The 17,229-nt window shown below is 63.6% G+C and carries 15 protein-coding genes; 7 read left to right on the forward strand and 8 right to left on the reverse strand.

Annotation, left to right across the window (positions count from 1 at the left end; translation table 11 throughout):
* Window positions 1–145 precede the first annotated feature (145 nt).
* Window positions 146–547, forward strand: coding sequence for an ester cyclase (locus tag DYST_RS19705; RefSeq protein ID WP_102301085.1), 402 nt, complete (start codon window positions 146–148; stop codon window positions 545–547).
* Window positions 548–557: 10 nt separating this feature from the next.
* Here DYST_RS19705 and DYST_RS19710 read toward each other — a convergent pair whose 3' ends face one another.
* The 4 genes from DYST_RS19710 to DYST_RS19725 form a co-directional block, all read right to left on the reverse strand.
* Window positions 558–1,265 (reverse strand): DUF899 family protein, encoded by a 708-nt coding sequence (locus DYST_RS19710; RefSeq protein ID WP_239947751.1) that lies wholly within the window; start codon window positions 1,263–1,265, stop codon window positions 558–560.
* Between the two features lie 51 nt (window positions 1,266–1,316).
* Entirely contained in the window at window positions 1,317–1,790 is a 474-nt protein-coding gene (locus tag DYST_RS19715; RefSeq protein WP_102300818.1) for a GNAT family N-acetyltransferase, read from the reverse strand.
* A gap of 156 nt (window positions 1,791–1,946) precedes the next feature.
* Window positions 1,947–3,722: an acyl-CoA dehydrogenase C-terminal domain-containing protein gene (locus DYST_RS19720; RefSeq protein WP_239947753.1), complete on the reverse strand. Its 1,776-nt coding sequence runs from the start codon at window positions 3,720–3,722 to the stop codon at window positions 1,947–1,949.
* A 36-nt stretch (window positions 3,723–3,758) separates the two neighbouring features.
* Window positions 3,759–4,241 carry a hypothetical protein gene (locus DYST_RS19725; protein WP_102300816.1) on the reverse strand — a complete coding sequence of 161 codons (483 nt, stop codon included), beginning with the start codon at window positions 4,239–4,241 and terminating at the stop codon, window positions 3,759–3,761.
* A 192-nt stretch (window positions 4,242–4,433) separates the two neighbouring features.
* Between DYST_RS19725 and DYST_RS19730 the strand changes: the two genes are divergently transcribed.
* The gene (locus DYST_RS19730) at window positions 4,434–4,901 is read left to right on the forward strand and encodes an SET domain-containing protein (RefSeq protein WP_102301084.1); all 468 of its coding nucleotides are present in this window, start codon (window positions 4,434–4,436) and stop codon (window positions 4,899–4,901) included.
* 74 nt (window positions 4,902–4,975) lie between these two features.
* Here DYST_RS19730 and DYST_RS19735 read toward each other — a convergent pair whose 3' ends face one another.
* Together DYST_RS19735 and fusA are read right to left on the reverse strand one after the other, a co-directional pair.
* A complete protein-coding gene (locus DYST_RS19735) occupies window positions 4,976–5,479 on the reverse strand; it encodes a GreA/GreB family elongation factor (protein WP_102300815.1) in 504 nt (167 codons plus the stop codon).
* 131 nt (window positions 5,480–5,610) lie between these two features.
* Window positions 5,611–7,650 carry an elongation factor G gene (gene fusA, locus DYST_RS19740; RefSeq protein WP_239952160.1) on the reverse strand — a complete coding sequence of 680 codons (2,040 nt, stop codon included), beginning with the start codon at window positions 7,648–7,650 and terminating at the stop codon, window positions 5,611–5,613.
* A gap of 229 nt (window positions 7,651–7,879) precedes the next feature.
* Between fusA and DYST_RS24095 the strand changes: the two genes are divergently transcribed.
* From DYST_RS24095 to DYST_RS19770, 5 genes are all read left to right on the forward strand, one after another.
* Window positions 7,880–8,977, forward strand: a complete 1,098-nt coding sequence (locus DYST_RS24095) for a hypothetical protein (protein ID WP_275666877.1) — start codon at window positions 7,880–7,882, stop codon at window positions 8,975–8,977.
* Window positions 8,978–9,135: 158 nt separating this feature from the next.
* The gene (locus DYST_RS19755; RefSeq protein ID WP_239947757.1) at window positions 9,136–10,938 is read left to right on the forward strand and encodes a hypothetical protein; all 1,803 of its coding nucleotides are present in this window, start codon (window positions 9,136–9,138) and stop codon (window positions 10,936–10,938) included.
* A 120-nt stretch (window positions 10,939–11,058) separates the two neighbouring features.
* Window positions 11,059–11,496 carry a hypothetical protein gene (locus DYST_RS19760; protein WP_239947758.1) on the forward strand — a complete coding sequence of 146 codons (438 nt, stop codon included), beginning with the start codon at window positions 11,059–11,061 and terminating at the stop codon, window positions 11,494–11,496.
* Between the two features lie 181 nt (window positions 11,497–11,677).
* Window positions 11,678–13,174, forward strand: coding sequence for a hypothetical protein (locus tag DYST_RS19765; RefSeq protein ID WP_239947759.1), 1,497 nt, complete (start codon window positions 11,678–11,680; stop codon window positions 13,172–13,174).
* Window positions 13,128–14,231 carry a hypothetical protein gene (locus tag DYST_RS19770; RefSeq protein WP_239947760.1) on the forward strand — a complete coding sequence of 368 codons (1,104 nt, stop codon included), beginning with the start codon at window positions 13,128–13,130 and terminating at the stop codon, window positions 14,229–14,231. Before DYST_RS19765 ends, DYST_RS19770 begins: the two co-directional genes overlap by 47 nt.
* 28 nt (window positions 14,232–14,259) lie before the next feature.
* Here the strand turns inward: DYST_RS19770 and DYST_RS19775 are convergent, their stop codons facing one another.
* Window positions 14,260–14,841 (reverse strand): hypothetical protein, encoded by a 582-nt coding sequence (locus tag DYST_RS19775; protein ID WP_239947761.1) that lies wholly within the window; start codon window positions 14,839–14,841, stop codon window positions 14,260–14,262.
* Between the two features lie 100 nt (window positions 14,842–14,941).
* The gene (locus tag DYST_RS19780) at window positions 14,942–17,194 is read right to left on the reverse strand and encodes a patatin-like phospholipase family protein (protein ID WP_239947762.1); all 2,253 of its coding nucleotides are present in this window, start codon (window positions 17,192–17,194) and stop codon (window positions 14,942–14,944) included.
* Window positions 17,195–17,229 lie beyond the last annotated feature (35 nt).

The raw sequence follows: 17,229 nt of genomic DNA on the forward strand, positions 1-17,229 counted from the left end.
GCGCGCCAGCGTCGGGCGGCTCCCTTCCCCCATGGTCCGGCAGGCCCGGACATCCTCACGTCGCCCACGCAGGGGCGAGCGATATGCTTGAACGTGGCGCCGGGTGTGCACTGTCATGGGTGCAATCCTCCATGCCGGGGCAAGCATGTCCGAGCAGAACAAACGCGTAGTGTTGTCCTATGTCGACGCGTTCAATCGCGCCGACCTCGATGGTGTGTGCGCCATGTTTGCGCCAGACGCGCTGATCTACGGAGCGCTGGGTTGGGGCGGCCTCGAGCGGGCGCGCCCGGTATGGGATCAGCTGATGCGTTGCTTTCAGATGAGCCTGGAAGTGGATGCGGTTGCCGCCGAAGGTGATCATGTGGTGGTGCGTTACACCGAGCGTGGCCGCTCGGTGCAGTCGTTTCTCGGCGGCCCCGTCACCGGCAGGGACTATGAGTTGCCGACCATGGAATGGTTCGTGGTGAAAGAAGGCCACATCGAACGCCGTTGGGGCGTTCGCGATACAGCGGCGATGTTTCGACAGATGGGATTACCGCTGCCTTGAACGCGGCCATTTAGTCCTCGTAAGTGAGGTGGGGGCGCCAATCGGCGCCACGGCCTTCGGGCAAGCAGTCCAGCACGTTCCACAACGGCCAGATCGGATCGACATGGCGTTGGTCCTGGCCTTCCTCGGCGGGTGCGAACATCAACTCACTGCACCAGGTGTGGTGGATCTGCCCATCGCGCCGCAGGAAGACGTTGAGTGCGGGTAGCTGGCTGCCATCCGCGGTCTCGCCGTGATAGTCCGCGTTGTACGTGTTGTGCGCGGACGACAGCAGGTGCAGGTAGCGCCAGCCGCGTTCGCGTGCGAAATGGCGGATGCGTTGGATAGGCGATTTGGCAACTACTGCCACGTTCACGCGTTGGCGCAGGTGTGGCATCTCGCCGTCGAGCGCATCGAGGATCGACGAGCACGACGGGCATGGCGCCGACATCGCCGGGCCAAACATGAAGCTATAGATGGCCAGTGTGTCCTTGCCCTCGGCGAATAGATCCGACAGGCGCGTCTGGCGCTCGATATCGGTGTCTAGCGGCGTGTCGCCTTCGTCGTCGAAGTGATAGTCCACCGGAATCACGCCGCCCAGGGGTAGCGCGCGCCGCAGGGCGGCGGTGGCTTCGGTCTGCCTGCGCAGCTCCATTTCGGCTCGCAGCAGCCGGTTCCGTGCGACGCGATAGGCATGGGTTTCGCCGGGAAATCGCACGTTGTGCAATGACTCAGTCATGACTGTCTCCCGTCATGCGGTGGCCGCGCTCCGTGCGGCCGAAGATGTGTCTCAACGTACAGGCTTGGCCAGTCGCAACAGGTCCGCGGCGTAGCCCGCGCTTTCGTAGACGGCCCGTGCGCGTTCGTTACCTGGAAACACGGCCAGCGTTACCAACTGGCAGCGATGTTCGCGCGCCCAGCTTTCCGTGTGATCGAGCAGCGCCCGACCTACGCCGCGCCCTTCGTAAGCTTGGGCGACGGCAAGATCCGAGATATGGCAGTTGCTGCGGCCGGTGAAGTAGTCCTGCGTCTTTTGCAGATGGACGAAGCCGACCGGCTCGCCATCATCATCCTCGGCCACGAACAGAAAGCTGTTCGCCGGTTGTTCGTCCAGATGGCGGCGGAGCTCGTTGCGAATGCCTTCGATGCACTCGTGGCGTCGTCGCCACGGCGGCAGGGTGAAATCCACGAAGCGGGGCACCAGGCTGAGAATGAAGTCGTCGTCGTCCTCGGCCAGACGAATCATGTACGTGGCATCGCTCATGCGGAAACAGCCGGCTTAGTGAGAGAAGTTTGTCGTTTCTACACCCAGTTGCAGAGCAGTGGTAGTCCCGGAGACGCGAAAAATGTTGGGCGCGGGGAGTGCTTGCCCCAAAGAAAAAGGCCCCTCCGTCAGGAGGGGCCTTTTCGGTGCATCACATCACGCAATGGCGGGGAGGGTATCCACGCCGGCCTCAATGGCGGCCTTGTGGGTCAGGCTGCGCGGCAGGATGCGGGCGAAGTAGAACTTTGCCGTGTCGCGCTTGGCCTGCTTGAACGCTTCCTGCTGGCTGCTGTTGGCCAGCGCGGCCACGTTGCGGGCCCACATGTAGGCGAGGGTGACGTAACCGGAGTAGTACAGGTAGTCCATCGCGGCGGCGCCCAGCTCTTCCGGGTTGGCCAGTACGCGCTGGGCCAGGGCCAGGGTGAGGTCCGCCCATTCCTTGGTCTGCTTGGCGAGCGGAGCGATCAGGCTGGCCATGGCAGCGTCCTGCGCGTGCTGCTGGCAGAAGGCCTGGATTTCCTGCAGAAACACCTTGAAGCCAACGCCCTGCAACTGGAGGATCTTGCGGCCCAGCAGATCGGCGGCCTGGATGCCGGTGGTGCCTTCGTACAGCGTGATGATGCGGGCGTCGCGCACGAACTGTTCCACGCCGTTCTCACCGATGTAGCCGTGGCCGCCGTACACCTGCAGCGCTTCCTTGGTGCATTCCTGCGCCAGTTCGGTGACCACGCCCTTGGCGATCGGGATCAGGAACGCGACCAGATCGCTGGCCTGCTTGCGGGCTGCTTCATCGGCACCGCGCGCTTCCACGTCGGTCTGCAGCGCGGTGTAGAACAGCAGCGTGCGCGAGCCTTCGACAAAGGCGCGCTGAGTGAGCAGCATGCGGCGCACGTCCGGCTGCACCAGCAGATTGTCGGCTGGCTTCTCCGGGAATTTCGGGCCCGACAGCGAACGACCCTGCAGGCGCTCGCGCGCATAGTTCAGGCTGTTCTGCAGCGCGCGCTCGGACAGCGCCAGACCCTGCACGCCCACGCCCAGGCGCGCGGCATTCATCATGGTGAACATGGCGGCCAGGCCCTTGTGCGGCGCGCCGATCAGGTAGCCCTCGGCGGCGTCGAAGTTCATCACGCAGGTAGCCGAGCCCTTCAGGCCCATCTTGTGCTCGATGGCGCCGGCCGCGACCGCGTTGCGCGCGCCCAGCGAGCCGTCGGCGTTCACCTTGAACTTCGGCACGATGAACATGGAGATGCCACGGCTACCGGCCGGCGCATCGGGCAGGCGAGCCAGCACGAGATGGATGATGTTTTCGGCCAGGTCATGCTCGCCGGCGCTGATGAAGATCTTGGTGCCGGTGATCTTGTAGCTGCCATTCTCACCGGGTTCGGCGCGGGTCTTCAGCAGGCCGAGGTCCGAGCCGGCCTGCGGCTCGGTCAGGCACATGGTGCCCGTCCAGCGGCCTTCGACGATCGGCTTGAGGTAGGTGTTCTGCTGCTCCTCGGTGCCGTGCAGCTCCATCGCGTGGCAAGCGCCTTCGGACAGCAGCGGGTACAGGCTCCACGACAGGTTGCCGGACTGGAAAATCTCGGTGGTCGCCGTACCCATCAGGTTCGGCAGCGCCTGGCCGCCGAAGTGCTCAGGCTGGGTCAGGCCGGTCCAGCCGCCTTCCGCAAACGCCTTGAAGGCTTCCTTGAAACCCTTCGGCGTAGTCACCGCGTGGGTGTCCTTGTCGAAATGGCAGCCTTCCTCGTCGCCGCTGGCGTTGAACGGTGCCAGCACTGCTTCGCTCAGGCGACCGGCTTCCTCCAGCACGGCGTCCAGCAGGTCACGAGTGTGGCCATCGCCACCCTGCAGCTTGGTGAGCACGGCTTCTGCGCCCAGCACGTCGAAGAGGGCAAAACGCTGGTCGTCGAGGGGAGCCTTGTAGATCGTCATGGCGAAGTTCCTTCGTGGGTCATGCAGGCGCTGGGGTCAGCGCCAGGTATTGGGAATTCCCGGCACCGGCGACAGCCAGTCATTGCCGTGGAAACTGAAATCGCGGACTTCCTTTTCCTGCTCGGGCTTGGCGTTTGCGCTGCCGATCACGCTGTAGGGCACGCTGCCTGCGCTGCCTTTCACGGCAGCCGCCTTGATCGCTGCCGTCATGTCGGGGGTGGGCAGGATGTCGATCTGGGTCACGTCAGCCGCAAAGGCCGGGATATCGAGGTCGAAGCGGGTGTGCAGGCGCACCGGCACGCTGTCCCCGACCTTCAGCTGGCCGTCGATGGAGTGGAAATCCATCGAGCCGTAGCTGTTGTTCTGAATGCGCAAGGTCATGCGCCACTGGCCGTCGGGCCGGGTGGTCATTTCCTGGATGCTGACGGTTGGCGGGAACACGCTCTTCTTCGGCGGCCCGCAGGCCACCAGGCCCGCCACCAGCACGAGTAGCGCCAAACCACCGAGCAGTCGTTTCATGGATGCACCTCAAACGATTGTTTGAATATTAGCAGGAGGACGCCAGCGTCTGTCCACGGGGCAGATGCCGACACCGAGATCTCAACGTGTATGCGATCACGCCTGCGTGACAGAGTTCTGTTTGGGCAGGAGGTTCCCATTGCGCAGCGCAGCAGGCATCATCGCGGGCTCGTTCCCTACAGCATGCTGCTCATGACCCGACGTATCGTTGCCCGCCGTTCCCCCATCCATGGCAATGGCGTGTTCGCCGTTACCCCGATCAAGAAGGGTGAGGAAATCATCGAGTACAAGGGCACGCTGACGACCCATGACGAAGCGGACGTCATGTATGGCGATGGCGGCGAGACGGGGCATACGTTTCTGTTCACGCTCAACGACGAGTACTTGATCGACGCCAACCGCAAGGGCAACACGGCGCGCTGGATCAACCACAGCTGCGATCCGAACTGCCAGGCGGTGATCGAAGAAAGCGCCAATGGCAATCCGCGCAAAGATCGCGTGCTGATCGAAGCCATCCGCAACATCAAGCCCGGCGAAGAGCTGACCTACGACTACGGCATCACGCTGGACATGCCGCACACCGCGCGCCTGAAAAAGCTGTGGAAGTGCCTGTGCGGGTCGAAGAACTGCACAGGCACGTTGTTGAAGGCGAAGCGCTGAGGCGTGTCATCGTCGCCCTGTAGGAGCGCACGCCTGCGCTCCTACAGACGCTCCACGGCGCATCGCCGTGTACGTCAGGCATCGTCGGGATAATCGATCCCGACCACCTCGACATTGAGATCCCCTGCTGGCCTTTGCCAAACCACCTCGTCGCCCACGCGCGCGCCGAGCAGAGCCTTGGCCACAGGCGAGACATAGCTGACTCGCCCGTGTTCCACGTCGGCTTCGTCTTCGCCGACGATGCGGTAGCGGGCTTGTCCCTCGTTGCTGTCGACGGTCACCAGCGCGCCGAAGGCGACACGTTCACGCGATTGCTGAGCCGGGTCCACCTCGATGGCGCTGCCCACGCGTGCGTTGATCCATTTGAGCTCACGTTCTACCTCGGCCAGTTCGCGTTGCTGCAGCAGCGTGTCCGTTGCCGTGCGCAACGCGTCGCGTCGCTCTCGTAGCGCCACGAGTCGCTCACGCAGCTGCACGATGCCGCGTGGCGTCACGTAGTTGGGGTGTTCGCTCAGCGGGATATCCGGCAGCCGTTCGCCGACGGATTCGTCCGCATCCTTCACGAAGGAGCGGCTCATCGCATGCCTCCAGCGCGCCGTCGTTTCGGCGCGTCTACGCGGAAATACATGGCGGCGTGTCTGCCGCGCCTCAAGTGCAGGCGCACGGGCGCGACGCCGGTCGCACCCGTTCAGGCGATGGACGAACCGGATCAGTCGTCGTCAACGTGAGGCTTCCATGCTTCGCTAAGCTGCTTCTGCACCGGCGCAGGCACGGGCTCGTAGTGGCTCAAGTCCAGACTGTAGCGGCCGCGCCCTCCGGTCATTGCCTTGAGCTCAGTGGGATAGTCGGTCAGCTCCGCCAGTGGCGCCTGCGCCTTGATGACGATTTCGCCGCCACGCAGGGAGTCGGTGCCCATGATGCGTGCGCGCTTGCCTGCCAGCCCACCGGTCACATCGCCCACGTTGGCCTCGGGTATGGCCACCTCCACATCAACGATAGGCTCCAGCACGACCGGCCTGGCCTTGCCTACGGCGTCGAGAAAAGCCTTCTTGCCTGCGCTGATAAAGGCGACTTCCTTGGAGTCGACCGGGTGGTACTTGCCGTCGTAGACAGTGACGCGTACGTCCTGAATCGGATAGCCCGCAACCGCGCCCGCTTCCAAGGCCTGCCGGACACCCTTCTCGATGGCCGGCAAGAACTGGCCGGGAATGACGCCACCCTTCACCGCATCGACGAATTCGAAACCCGCGCCGCGATCCAGCGGCTCCACGCGCAAGAAGACCTCGCCGAACTGCCCAGCACCGCCCGTCTGCTTCTTGTGGCGGTGATGGCCTTCCGCACGCCCCGCAACGGTTTCTCGATAGGCGATGCGCGGCGGATGCGTGGTCACTTCGACGCTGTAACGGTCCTTCATGCGTTCGAGCATGATCTTCAGGTGCAGGTCGGACAGGCCGCGCACCACGGTTTCGTTGAGTTCCTTGTGGTGCTCCAGGCGAAAGCAGGGGTCTTCCTCTGCCAACCGACCGATGGCCTGCGAGAGCTTCTGTTCCTGCCCCTTGTGCTTGGGTTCCAGCGCCAAGCCAAACATGGGTTGCGGGAAGCGCACGGGCGCCAGGTGAATTCGATCCTCGTCGTGTGAATCGTGCAGCACGGCGTCGAAATGGATCTCCTCCACTTTCGCCACCGCGGCGATGTCGCCGGGAATGGCTTGATCGATTTCCTCATGCGTCTTGCCGCGCAATCGGAACAGATGCCCCACCTTGAACGGCTTCTTGGTGTCGTCGATGAACAACTGCGTGTCGCGTCGCACGGTGCCTTGCCATACGCGGAACACGCCGAGCTTGCCCACGAATGGGTCGTTGACGATCTTGAATACGTCCGCGATGACGTGTTGCGACGGATCGGCGTTGACGGTGATCTCTTCGCCATCGCCATTGAGAAACGGCGGCGGGTTGCCTTCGGCTGGATTGGGCAGCAGACGGTCCGCTAGTTCCAGGAATTCCTTTATGCCCGCACCGGTGCGGGCGCTCACGAAACAGATGGGCACGAGGTGACCTTCGCGCAGGCATTGCTCGAAGGCGTCGTGCAATTCCTGCGGGCTCAGTTCCCCTTCGCCCGAGTCGAGGTAGTGGCCCATCACGGTTTCGTTGATCTCTACCACCTGGTCGAGAATGCGCTGGTGCGCTTCGGTCAGCGATGAGATGTCAGTGGCGCCTTCGCTATGGAAGAAACAGTCGAGCACCTGCTTTCCGCCATCGGCAGGCAGATTCACCGGCAAGCACTGCGTGCCGAATTCCTCGCGCAGCGCGTCGACCAGCCCGGCTAGCCGTGCACCTTCGGTGTCGATCTTGTTGATCACCAGCACACGCGCCAGCTTGCGTTCGGCTGCGCGCTCCATCATGCGGCGCGTGCCGTACTCAATGCCGTTAGCGGCGTTGATCACGATGGCCACGGTTTCCACGGCGGCGAAGGCGGACAGCGTGGGGCCGCGGAAATCTGCGTAGCCCGCGGTGTCGATCAGGTTGATGTGGCTCTTGTCGAACGGAATGCCGGCGATGGCCGTGTCGATCGAATGGCGGCGGGCCTTCTCCTGCTCGTCAGTGTCGGACTGCGTGGAGCCGCGCTCTACCGAACCTTGGTTCTGGATGACGCCGCCCGTGTGCAGCAGTGCTTCGAACAGCGTGGTCTTACCGACGCCGGCATGTCCGGCGAGCGCGATGTTGCGGATGTTTTCCGTGGTGTACGACACGATGCGACCCTCCCATGGCTGGGCGCGGAATCGTGCCGACGTGACCTGCGGCGCCGCACGAAGCCGCGCAAGCGGCTGACGATGGCGGGCCGTCATGGTCGTCCAGGCGTGCAGGACGCGGGGGCGGTCATGGCGGGTACGGCCGGGGTGGCCGTTTGTGTAGATTTTCGCGATCGGCCGCCTGGGTCAAGTTGCAGTGCGGTGGAAGGGGAACCCTTAAGGCTGGCGCTTGTCTGCAGAGGTCTCCACCCCGCATGGTGGGTCGCATCCGACCTGCGCATACCCCCGAGTTGAGAAGAGAATCCCCCCCATCGAGCACACCGAGCAGGTCGAACACCATCGCTGGACGCCACCGGACACCACGTCGCGTGGGCTGGCGCCACTCGATGGACCCACGCGCGCGTTGCTGCATCAGTTGCGCTGGCGAAAAGCCCCACCTAACCGTGGGCGTCGCTGGCTGGCTTTGGGCATCGTGCTGGCGTTGCATGTGCTGTTCGGATGGTTTACCTGGCATGAAATGCAGGTGAGGAAGGCGTCTGAAATCGCCCGCTATGAGCGTGCGGGCGCACTGCAGGTGCGTCTGATACCGCGTGCGGTAACCCCTTCCGGCCCGCCTGCGCCGGCGGAGTTGGTGCCGCCGCCACCACCGGAACCTGCACCGCCACCGCGCCCGGTCAACCGGCCGGTGATACATGAGCCGCCGGCGAAGAACGCTATGACGGTGAGCCTGCCGCCCGAACCACCCGCGCCTGCGACGTCCAGCCCGCCCGCGCCGCAGCCCACTCTTTACAACCCGAACGGGCAGGCCGCATTGCCTGCCGCGGCGAGCACCGCACCATCCGTTCCGGAAGCGGGCTACGTGCAGAAGATGCCGCAGGGTGATTCGACGATCATGCAGCACTCCACGTCGGTGCCGTACAAGGCCACGCGGTTCGACAAGGATTGGGAGAAGACCAGCGGCAACGTCGTCCAGGATGCGCTCAAGCGGGCCAAGGATGACACCACCGTAAAGCACACCTTCCACGTCGCGCCCGGTGTGCGCATCCACTGCTCGATCTCCTTCGCCGCGCTTTCCGGTGGCTGTGGCGGCGATCCACCGGCACCACCGCCGCCCAATGACGGCGATATACGTATGAGCATGGCGCCCGCCAATCAGCTGGCGCCGGGTTCGCCTGCGCCCAAGGTGCCGAGCGTGGAGGAGTGCATTGCCATCTATCGCGCCGAAAAGCCTTTGCCCTATGGCTGCCCCGTCGATACGCCGACGCGTTCGGTCGATGCGGAAATGCAGGAGCGCGCGGCGCATCCGGCAAATCAGGAGAGTCACTAAACCGGACTTCTCAGAATGGCGGTGTCGCCCGTTACACTTCCGCCATGGAGAGGGAATCCGCAGGCCGCCTGACCGTGTCATTACCATCGCCCAGGTCGGCGGCGGAGAGTGCGGCCGTCTATCGTCGGCGTCGTGCTGAGCGTCCCCGCGATCGGTGGTTGCGCATTCTGGCGCTGGCCAGCGCGCTGCTGGTGCACCTCGTGTTTCTGTTTGGCGCCGTCCTTGGTTCGGCCTACGAGATGGAAGAGGTCAACGACGAATCGCCGCCGCTGGTCGTGCGCCTCATCGAAAAGCCCAAGGAGGAACCGCCTCCGCCGCCGCCCGTGCGCGGTACGCCGCCGAAGCAGGTGGGGCCGGTGCACAAGGGCAATGCGAGCAATGTGCCGCACACGGCACGCCAGAGCCGGTCCTCCACGCGCACCAGCAACGACTTGTCGCCCGTCCCCGTGCCTGCGATGCAGACGCCGGTGGTGACCGATATGCCCAAGGCGACGGCACCGAAGCCGGAGATCACCGCCGCGCCGCTGCCGCCGGTGACCGTGCCCAAGCCTGCGCCGGCCGAACAGTTGCAACCCGTGCCCGTTGCGCCGGAGCCGCCGCAGGTGGCTATGGAAACGCCCGCCATCGAAAAGCCGGTGCCGCCGACGTTCCAGCCCGAGCCGGTGCGCAAGCCCCAGGCAGAGGGCAACCAACCCATGCCGCCACCGGCGTCGCTGGCCATTCCGGAGGTGCCTGCGCAGTCGGCCCCCGTCGTGACACCGCCGACTATCGCGATGGAAAAGGCCGTGCCGACGGAAGCGCGTCCGAGCATCGCGCCGGTGTCACGCCCGGAAGCACCTGCCTCGCCCGCTGAGCCCGAACTGCAGGCCGTGCCCCTGCCAGCACAGGCCGCACCGACCGTGAATCTGCAGCCGCAGCCGACCCCGATTGCACCGGTGGTGCCGAAAGAGCAGCCGACCATTGAGTCGCCTGCCATCCGCGTGGCGGAAGAGCCTCAGTTGGAAGCGGTGCCGTTGCCGCCCAATCCTCAGCCGACCGTCGAGCATCCACAAGCCCCACATCTGGATGTCGTTGCGCCCAAGGCCGTTGCCTTGGACAACAAGCCGTCCATCGAGCGACCGCAGTTGTCGGAGACGCCGGCGGAGTCGACGCTAACACAGAGCGCAGCGTCCGCATCGAGCGCGCAGGCATCGTCCCAGAGCGCATCGAGCGCGCAGGCGAACACGGCAAGTAATGAGTCCAGTCCAACGTCCAGTGGAAGCGGTGAAAGCAGCGCGCCGAACGCAACGCCGCAAGGCAGCCGCAGCGGCACGCCAGGGCAGCCCAACGGCGTGAGCCAGTCGCCCGGCATTGCGGGCGGCAAGGGCCTCAATCTTTCGCTGCCGCCGGGCAATGGGAATGGCAACGGACAAGGTGGCAAAGGGCAGGGCGAGCAAGAGGGCGCGTTGGGTACCTACGTGCAGCTCAAGCCGCACGGCAATACCGAGGTCATGTCGCACGGCACGCCCAACATCGGCTACCAATCGACCCGCTTCGAAAAGGACTGGACGCCCGAAGGCGAGAGCTCCATCGACACGGCGCTTCGTCATGCTGTCGAGAAGACCACGATGCGGCACACCTTCCACCTGCCACGCGGCGTGCGCGTGGAGTGCGTGGTAATGCCGTTGTTCCCCATGGCGCTGTTTGGTTGCGGCAACGGGGATGCACCGCCGCAGCCGGTGGACGATGTCGTCTACGACAAGATGAAACTCGCGCCGACCAATCCGCTGGTTCCGCCTGCGTCTGTCAGTGCTGCACCTACGATGGCGACAGTGAAACTAGACAATGCGGCTCAGTGTGCGGCAGCACGTGTTGCAGGCGGTCCGCTACCGCCGGGTTGTCCGGCGGATACCATCACGATTCCCACCGGGCCTGCGCGCAGCAGTACGACGTGGGTTCCGGCGAGCGACCAGTTTCACTGACGCCATCGACATGCGCTGTTGTCTTACGTAGTTCGTCGGCAGTCGCCGCGGTAGAAGTTCGCTGGCGGCCCCTGTCGTCAATGATCAGGCTTTGGGCTTATTTGTTCGAGAGCCCACCTAGTGAAGAACCATCTGATCGCCCTTCTGCTGCTAGCCAGTCTGACGTCTGCGAGCACCGTCGCGCATGCCAGCGATGAACTGAGCTGCAAGCTCCGTTTCGACCTGAGCAGTTGGTCGTTGATCTACAAGCACGTGAGTGGCAAGGGCATGGTTACGTGCAACAACGGGCAGTCGATGAGAGTGAAGTTGGAGGCCCGTGGCGGCGGACTTTCGGTGGGCAGCTCGCGGGTCGATGACGGCAATGGCGAATTCACCGCCCTGCATTCGATCAACGAAGTGCCCGGAACCTACGCCGACGTCAATGCGCATTCGGTCTTCAAGAGTGGTGATGCGCAGGTGCTTACCAAGGGAGTGGTGTCGCTGGCCATTGCCGGCGTCGGGCACGGCTTGGAAATGGGCATCACCGTGGGTGAGCTGACCATCAGCAAGGACGAATAGGCGCGCCACGAACACGCGCGATGGCATGCGTGCCTTTCGCGTGGCACGCGGATATGAGCGGTGTTAGGTAGATCTACCTAAGCGTTGCTCGAAGATTTTCGCTATCGAGCCTCCGTATCGCACCGCATGCTCACATGGCGCCGCGCAGCGATGACAAAAGCACTCCCCCTTCGAGGTATTTATGCAAGCAGTACGCTGGTCCTGTCTGGTGCTCGTGCTTGGTCTGGTCATGAACGACCCCGGCCAAGCCCAGCAGAACACCCCCGCCACATCCTCCTCGTCGCAGGCCACGGGCGACTCCCGTGCATGGCCGCACAGTTTCGACATCGATGGCACGCATCTTGTGCTCCATCATCCGCAGCTCGAAAGTTGGAATGGCAACCAGCTCAAGGGGCGTCTCGCCGTTTCGGTGAAAACCGGTACGCAGGTGGGTGCGGACGGCAAGTCGCATGATGTGCTGGACTACGGCGTGGCATGGTTCACTGCGCGCACCGTAGTCGACAAGACGCTGCGTCAGGTGACGCTGTCGAACGTCACCATCGACAAGGTGTCGTTCCCCACCGCGACGGACCAGCAGGCGCGCTATCAATCGTTGCTTCAGAACATCTCCCGTCGCGGCAATCAGGTGGCCGACCTGGACACCATGGAGGCATCGCTGGCGATCAGTCGTGCGCAAGGCGAGGTGAAGAACGTCGCCGTGAGCAACGATCCACCGCAGATCATCTTTTCCTTCAAGCCCGCCTTGCTGGTGCTCATCGACGGCACGCCGGTAACGCGTCCCACCGGTAAGGGCGGCGTGACCCGCATCGTCAACACCCGCTCCCTGCTGTTGCAGGACAATGGCCATTACTACTTTTTGTTCGCCAGCCATTGGATGAGGTCAGCGGCGCTGGATGGCCCGTGGACGCCGATGAAAGCACCTCCTTCGTCGGTGCTACAGGCCGCCGAAGCCGCCGAGAAGGCCAAGCAGGTCGATACGCTGGACAACCCGTCCGATGCGCTCAAGCAGGCGCTTGCTTCGGGCCAGTTGCCGGACATCGTGGTGCGCACGCAGCCGTCCGAGCTGATCATGGTGGACGGTGATCCGCAGTTCGAGACCATCCCAGGCACGCAGCTCGCATATGTCACGAATACGTCGGAGGATGTCTTTGTCGACCAGACCCAGGACTCCACCTGGTACGTGCTGATCTCGGGTCGCTGGTTCACCGCCAATTCGACCAATGGCCCCTGGCGTTACGTGGCAGGCAAGGAGCTGCCTGCGGATTTCGCCAAGATTCCGACCGACAGTCCCAAGAGTGCGGTGCTCGCATCCGTGCCGGGAACGCCCGAGGCGCGCGAGTCGCTGATCGCCAACAGCATTCCCCAGACGGCGACGGTGAACACGCGCTCCACGCAGTTGCATCTGTCGTATGACGGCCCGCCGCAATTCAAGCCGATCGACGGCACCTCGCTGTCGTATGCATGGAATACACCGGTGCCAGTGATACGCGTCAGCCCGGATGCGTATTACGCCGTGCAGAACGGTGTGTGGTTCACCGCGGCAACGGCGAACGGGCCGTGGTCGGTGGCGTTGGATGTGCCATCGGTGATTTATTCCATTCCGCCAAATTCGCCCCTGCACTACGTCACCTATGTGTACGTCTACGGCCACGCTGACGATCAGGTCTACGTGGGCTGACTCACCGGGCTACTACGGCACGGTGAGCAGCGACGGCGTGGTCGTCTACGGCACGGGTTACGGATGCAACTCCTGGGTGGGTGACGTGTGGTACGGCTGTCCGGCCACCTACGGATTCGACGTGTCCTTCGGTTGGACGCCGTGGGCTGGCTGGGCGTTCGGTTATGCCTGGGGCGCGGCGTGGGCATCGGCTTGGTATGGTCCGTGGTGGGGACCGTGGGGCAATTGGGACGGCGGTTTCTATCCCGGCTACTGGGGCGGCGCCATCTCAGCGGCGAACGTGTACGGCCGCTGGGGCAACAGCGTAGTCGCGGGGCGCGGCGCGGCATGGTCCAACCCGTGGACGGGCAACTATGGCGAAGCCGGGCGCGGCGGCTACTACAACACTGCAACGGGCGGTCATGGTTACGGTTATGCGGGGCGCAACACCAACGCTTACACGGGTATCACAACGGGGCAGGCGGGTGGCGTTCGCTACAACCCGCAGACCGGCCGTGTCGTGGCCGGGCAGGGCGGCGCTGCGGTGAATACATACACGGGCAATGCAGTAGCGGGCGGACAGCACACGGCCGTGAATACGAACACTGGTCGTGTCACGCAAGCCGGTGGTGTGGCGGGTCGCACCAATGAGGGTGCGGGTGCGGCGGGTGCGTTCAACACCCAGGGCGCCGGCGGTGATGCACGTGGCGCGGGTTATGCGAACTACAACCGTGAGACGGGGCAAGTGAACCACGGGGGCGTGGTCAACACGGACGATCATGTCTATGCGGGACACGACGGCAACGTCTACCGATACGATCCGGGCCAGGGCTGGCAGAAGGCAGGCCAAGGCGGCAACTTCGATCACGTCGCCACGCCGGATAGCGTCAATACTGAGCAAGACCGGATGGCGCGCGATCGGGGCGGGGATGGTCAATCGTTCGATCGCTCACAGCATCAGCAGTTCGACCGAGGCAACTACGACAATCGTTTCCACGGCCAGATGGGTGGCTTCCGCCCATCCTTCGGCGGAGGCCACTTCGGCGGCGGTTTCCATGGAGGAGGGTTCCGGCGCTAAGCCGGAACCCCTGGGCGGCATCCTGTGCCTAGCGCAGGATGCCGTCAGTCTTGAGTTTCGGAATCAGCGTCTGTGCCAATTCAGTCGTGGCCTTTGGGATGTTCTTGGTGCCAATGCCCTGCGTGGTCACGGTCCAGATGAGCTTCTCGGAACGTGGATCCCACACGCTGGTTTCCAGCGTCACCACATCGTACTGCTGCACATCGGGCACCGAAGCCCACGCGCCGCCATACCAGCCATAGAAGCCGCCATACATTGGACCGCTGGGCGTCACGCTCACCTTCTGCTCCACGCGCTGCACACGTGTCACGAGCACAACCTGCGCGCCGCTGGATTTGACCAAATCACGCAGCCCGATGGCGCCGGTGGTGCCAGCGGGGATCTGCGTGTAGCTCGGTGCGGCCTGTATGCCTGCCGCCTGCAATTGCTGCGAGAAGGTGTCTTCGAAGACGTGGCGCATCGTGTCACTGCGAGAGATGCCCACAACCACCACGTTGGTAGCCGGCGGTCCCGGCCATGCCGGGTCGCGCCACTGATTAGTAATGCTGACGCTGGAACAGGCACACAGCACAAGACCGGCGGCGATGGCGAACAGACGCAACGCTTTCATGGCGATGGCTCCCTGGTGAAAGGCCCACCCCGACGGGTGGGCGGCAACAGGGATTGTGCGGCGACGATCGTGGAGACTTCGCGATAACCGCGAAATCACCTCAAGGTGATGGCCGCAGCAACGAGCCGAACGTCAGATAGACCGAACTGTGGCCGCCCTGGGCGTAGCCGTAGCCCAGGAACAAGGGACCGAGCGGGGTCTGGATACCCAGGAACATGCTGCCGGCGTAGATCAGCGAATCAAACCGCACCTGACTCTTGCTCTGCCAGGTATTACCGGCCTCCAGGCTGGCGCCGATATAGACGGGAGTTGAGAAGATCGCGTCCATCTGCCCTGTGCGCCGGTACAGCACGGCGCGGCCAAGGAAGGATTGATCACCGTGCAGAGATCTCTCCGGATAGCCCGACAGGTTCAGGAACCCACCCAGGAAGCTCTGCGCTTCGAAGAACTGGTCCATCTGCTTGTCATGGTCCAGCGCGCTGCTTGCCCACATGCCAAGCAACAGGTGGTAGCGGGTCTCGGCCAGTCCGAAATCCGGTACCCAGTCGGCCTTCAGTTGCGCCACGTCGCCCGTCTGGTTGCCGCCCAGCCAAGGACGGTACATGTTGTAGGAGAAGTTGACGCGGGCGCCCTTTGACGGGAACTGCGCATCGTCCAGGCTATCCCAGTCCATGCCGACCTTGGCGAGGCTGTACTGCTGTTGTTCGCTGAAGAAAGCTTCCGGATTGCCGATGCGCAGATCGCCCTTGTCAGTGCCACGCGTATACGAGGCGAGTACACGCCAGTAGGGCAGTGGCGACCAGCCCGTTTCGAAACCTAGGTAATTGCGTTTGACGCGGTATTCGGCCAGTTGCTTGGAACCATCCGGCGTGAAGACGGGGAAATCTTCGTTGCGCACCAGGCCGTAGGGCATCACATACGTCGATGCGCCCTGGCCGAACGGCTGGTAGAACTCGGAGGCCAAGCCACCGATGCGACCCATCCATAGCGTGCTGCGCCATTCGGCACCAAGTTTGTTGATATTGGTGGCGTTGACTTCGCCGGAAATGAGGTACTCGCTGCGCCCGGCGAAATCATCATCCAATTCGAAACCCAGCTTTCCATAGACAGGCCCCCAGGGCTTGTCGCGTGGAATGATCAGCAGGCCACGATTGCCGTTGTCATCCTGAAGGCGATAGTCGATCTGCTGGTAATTGCCTTGTCCATAGATGCTGCCGATCTGCGCTTCCAGCTTGGTCGGATCGAAAGGTTTGTCCACGTCTTTCGCCAAACGTTCGCCGACATACTGAGCGGTGTCGGTGTGGGTGCTATCCACCTTGAGGAAAGCCACCAGGCCAGGATCGAAGTTGCGGACACGATGTTGCGCGATGAATGCCGACCATTGCTCCGGGCTGACCGACAACGCTTTCAGGCGTGGCAGCGCGGCCTCGGCAGCGGCCTTGCCAATAGCGATGGCTTCTGCGCCACGGTTGAATTCCGCCGCACTCATGTTGCCCAGCGCTGGGGTGATCAGGATGTCGTCAGGGCTCAGCGTATCCAGCTGTCGCTGGGTCTTCTCTTCCATGAGTGCGCTGACCATTTGGTTGAGCACAGCCACTGGATTGCTCAGTTCCGCCTTCGTCGCGAGGGGGGAGCCGACGTTGACGACGATGAGTTGCTGCGCACCCATGTTGCGGGCGACGTCGATGGGCACGTTGTCCATCAGGCCGCCGTCGACCAGTAACTGGTCATCGATGCTGGTGGGCGCAAAGGCACCGGGCACCGACATGCTCGAGCGAATCGAGAGCGCAAGGTCGCCGGAGCCGAACACGACGGGCTTCCCGGCCACAATGTCTGTGGCCACAGCCCGGAACGGGATCGACAGCTGGTCGAAATCGTGGACGTTCCAGGTGGAAATCAGCAGGCGGCGCAGCAGCAGTAGCAGCTTTTGTCCCTGCACCACGCCGGCGGGCGTGATGATGCGGCCATTCTTGTAGCCGACTTCGAAGTTAAGCAGATAGCGATAGTCGGCATCCTTGCGCCGCATGGGCAATTCCAGGCGCGCAGGGTTATCCGAAAACAGGTCGCTCCAGTCCAGCGTGGTAACGATCTGGTGCAGTTCCTCCGGTGTGTAACCCGCCGCGTACATGCCGCCGACGATGGATCCCATGCTTGTGCCGGAGATGCGACAAACGGGTATGTGTTCGCGTTCGAGGACTTCGAGTACGCCGATGTGCGCCGCGCCGCGTGCGCCACCGCCGCCGAGGACGAGGCCGATGCAACGAGGAGTGGAGGCGGCTGGCGCAGATTGCCCCAAGGCGGGCACGGCGATGCACAGAGACAGCAGCACGACCAACGCGAACGCGCAACGCATCACCACCCCCAGTCAAGAGAACGGCGTTACCGTGG

The organism is Dyella terrae (genome assembly GCF_022394535.1).
Lineage (GTDB): Bacteria > Pseudomonadota > Gammaproteobacteria > Xanthomonadales > Rhodanobacteraceae > Dyella.

Coding starts and splice junctions, on each gene's coding strand:
- DYST_RS19710 (WP_239947751.1), bottom strand. CDS start 1,265: ATGACTGAGTCATTGCACAACGTGCGATTTCCCGGCGAAACCCATGCC.
- DYST_RS19780 (WP_239947762.1), bottom strand. CDS start 17,194: ATGCGTTGCGCGTTCGCGTTGGTCGTGCTGCTGTCTCTGTGCATCGCC.
- DYST_RS19770 (WP_239947760.1), top strand. CDS start 13,128: ATGTGTACGTCTACGGCCACGCTGACGATCAGGTCTACGTGGGCTGAC.
- DYST_RS19765 (WP_239947759.1), top strand. CDS start 11,678: ATGCAAGCAGTACGCTGGTCCTGTCTGGTGCTCGTGCTTGGTCTGGTC.
- DYST_RS19735 (WP_102300815.1), bottom strand. CDS start 5,479: ATGAGCCGCTCCTTCGTGAAGGATGCGGACGAATCCGTCGGCGAACGG.
- DYST_RS19715 (WP_102300818.1), bottom strand. CDS start 1,790: ATGAGCGATGCCACGTACATGATTCGTCTGGCCGAGGACGACGACGAC.
- DYST_RS19720 (WP_239947753.1), bottom strand. CDS start 3,722: ATGACGATCTACAAGGCTCCCCTCGACGACCAGCGTTTTGCCCTCTTC.
- DYST_RS19775 (WP_239947761.1), bottom strand. CDS start 14,841: ATGAAAGCGTTGCGTCTGTTCGCCATCGCCGCCGGTCTTGTGCTGTGT.
- DYST_RS19705 (WP_102301085.1), top strand. CDS start 146: ATGTCCGAGCAGAACAAACGCGTAGTGTTGTCCTATGTCGACGCGTTC.
- DYST_RS19730 (WP_102301084.1), top strand. CDS start 4,434: ATGACCCGACGTATCGTTGCCCGCCGTTCCCCCATCCATGGCAATGGC.
- DYST_RS19725 (WP_102300816.1), bottom strand. CDS start 4,241: ATGAAACGACTGCTCGGTGGTTTGGCGCTACTCGTGCTGGTGGCGGGC.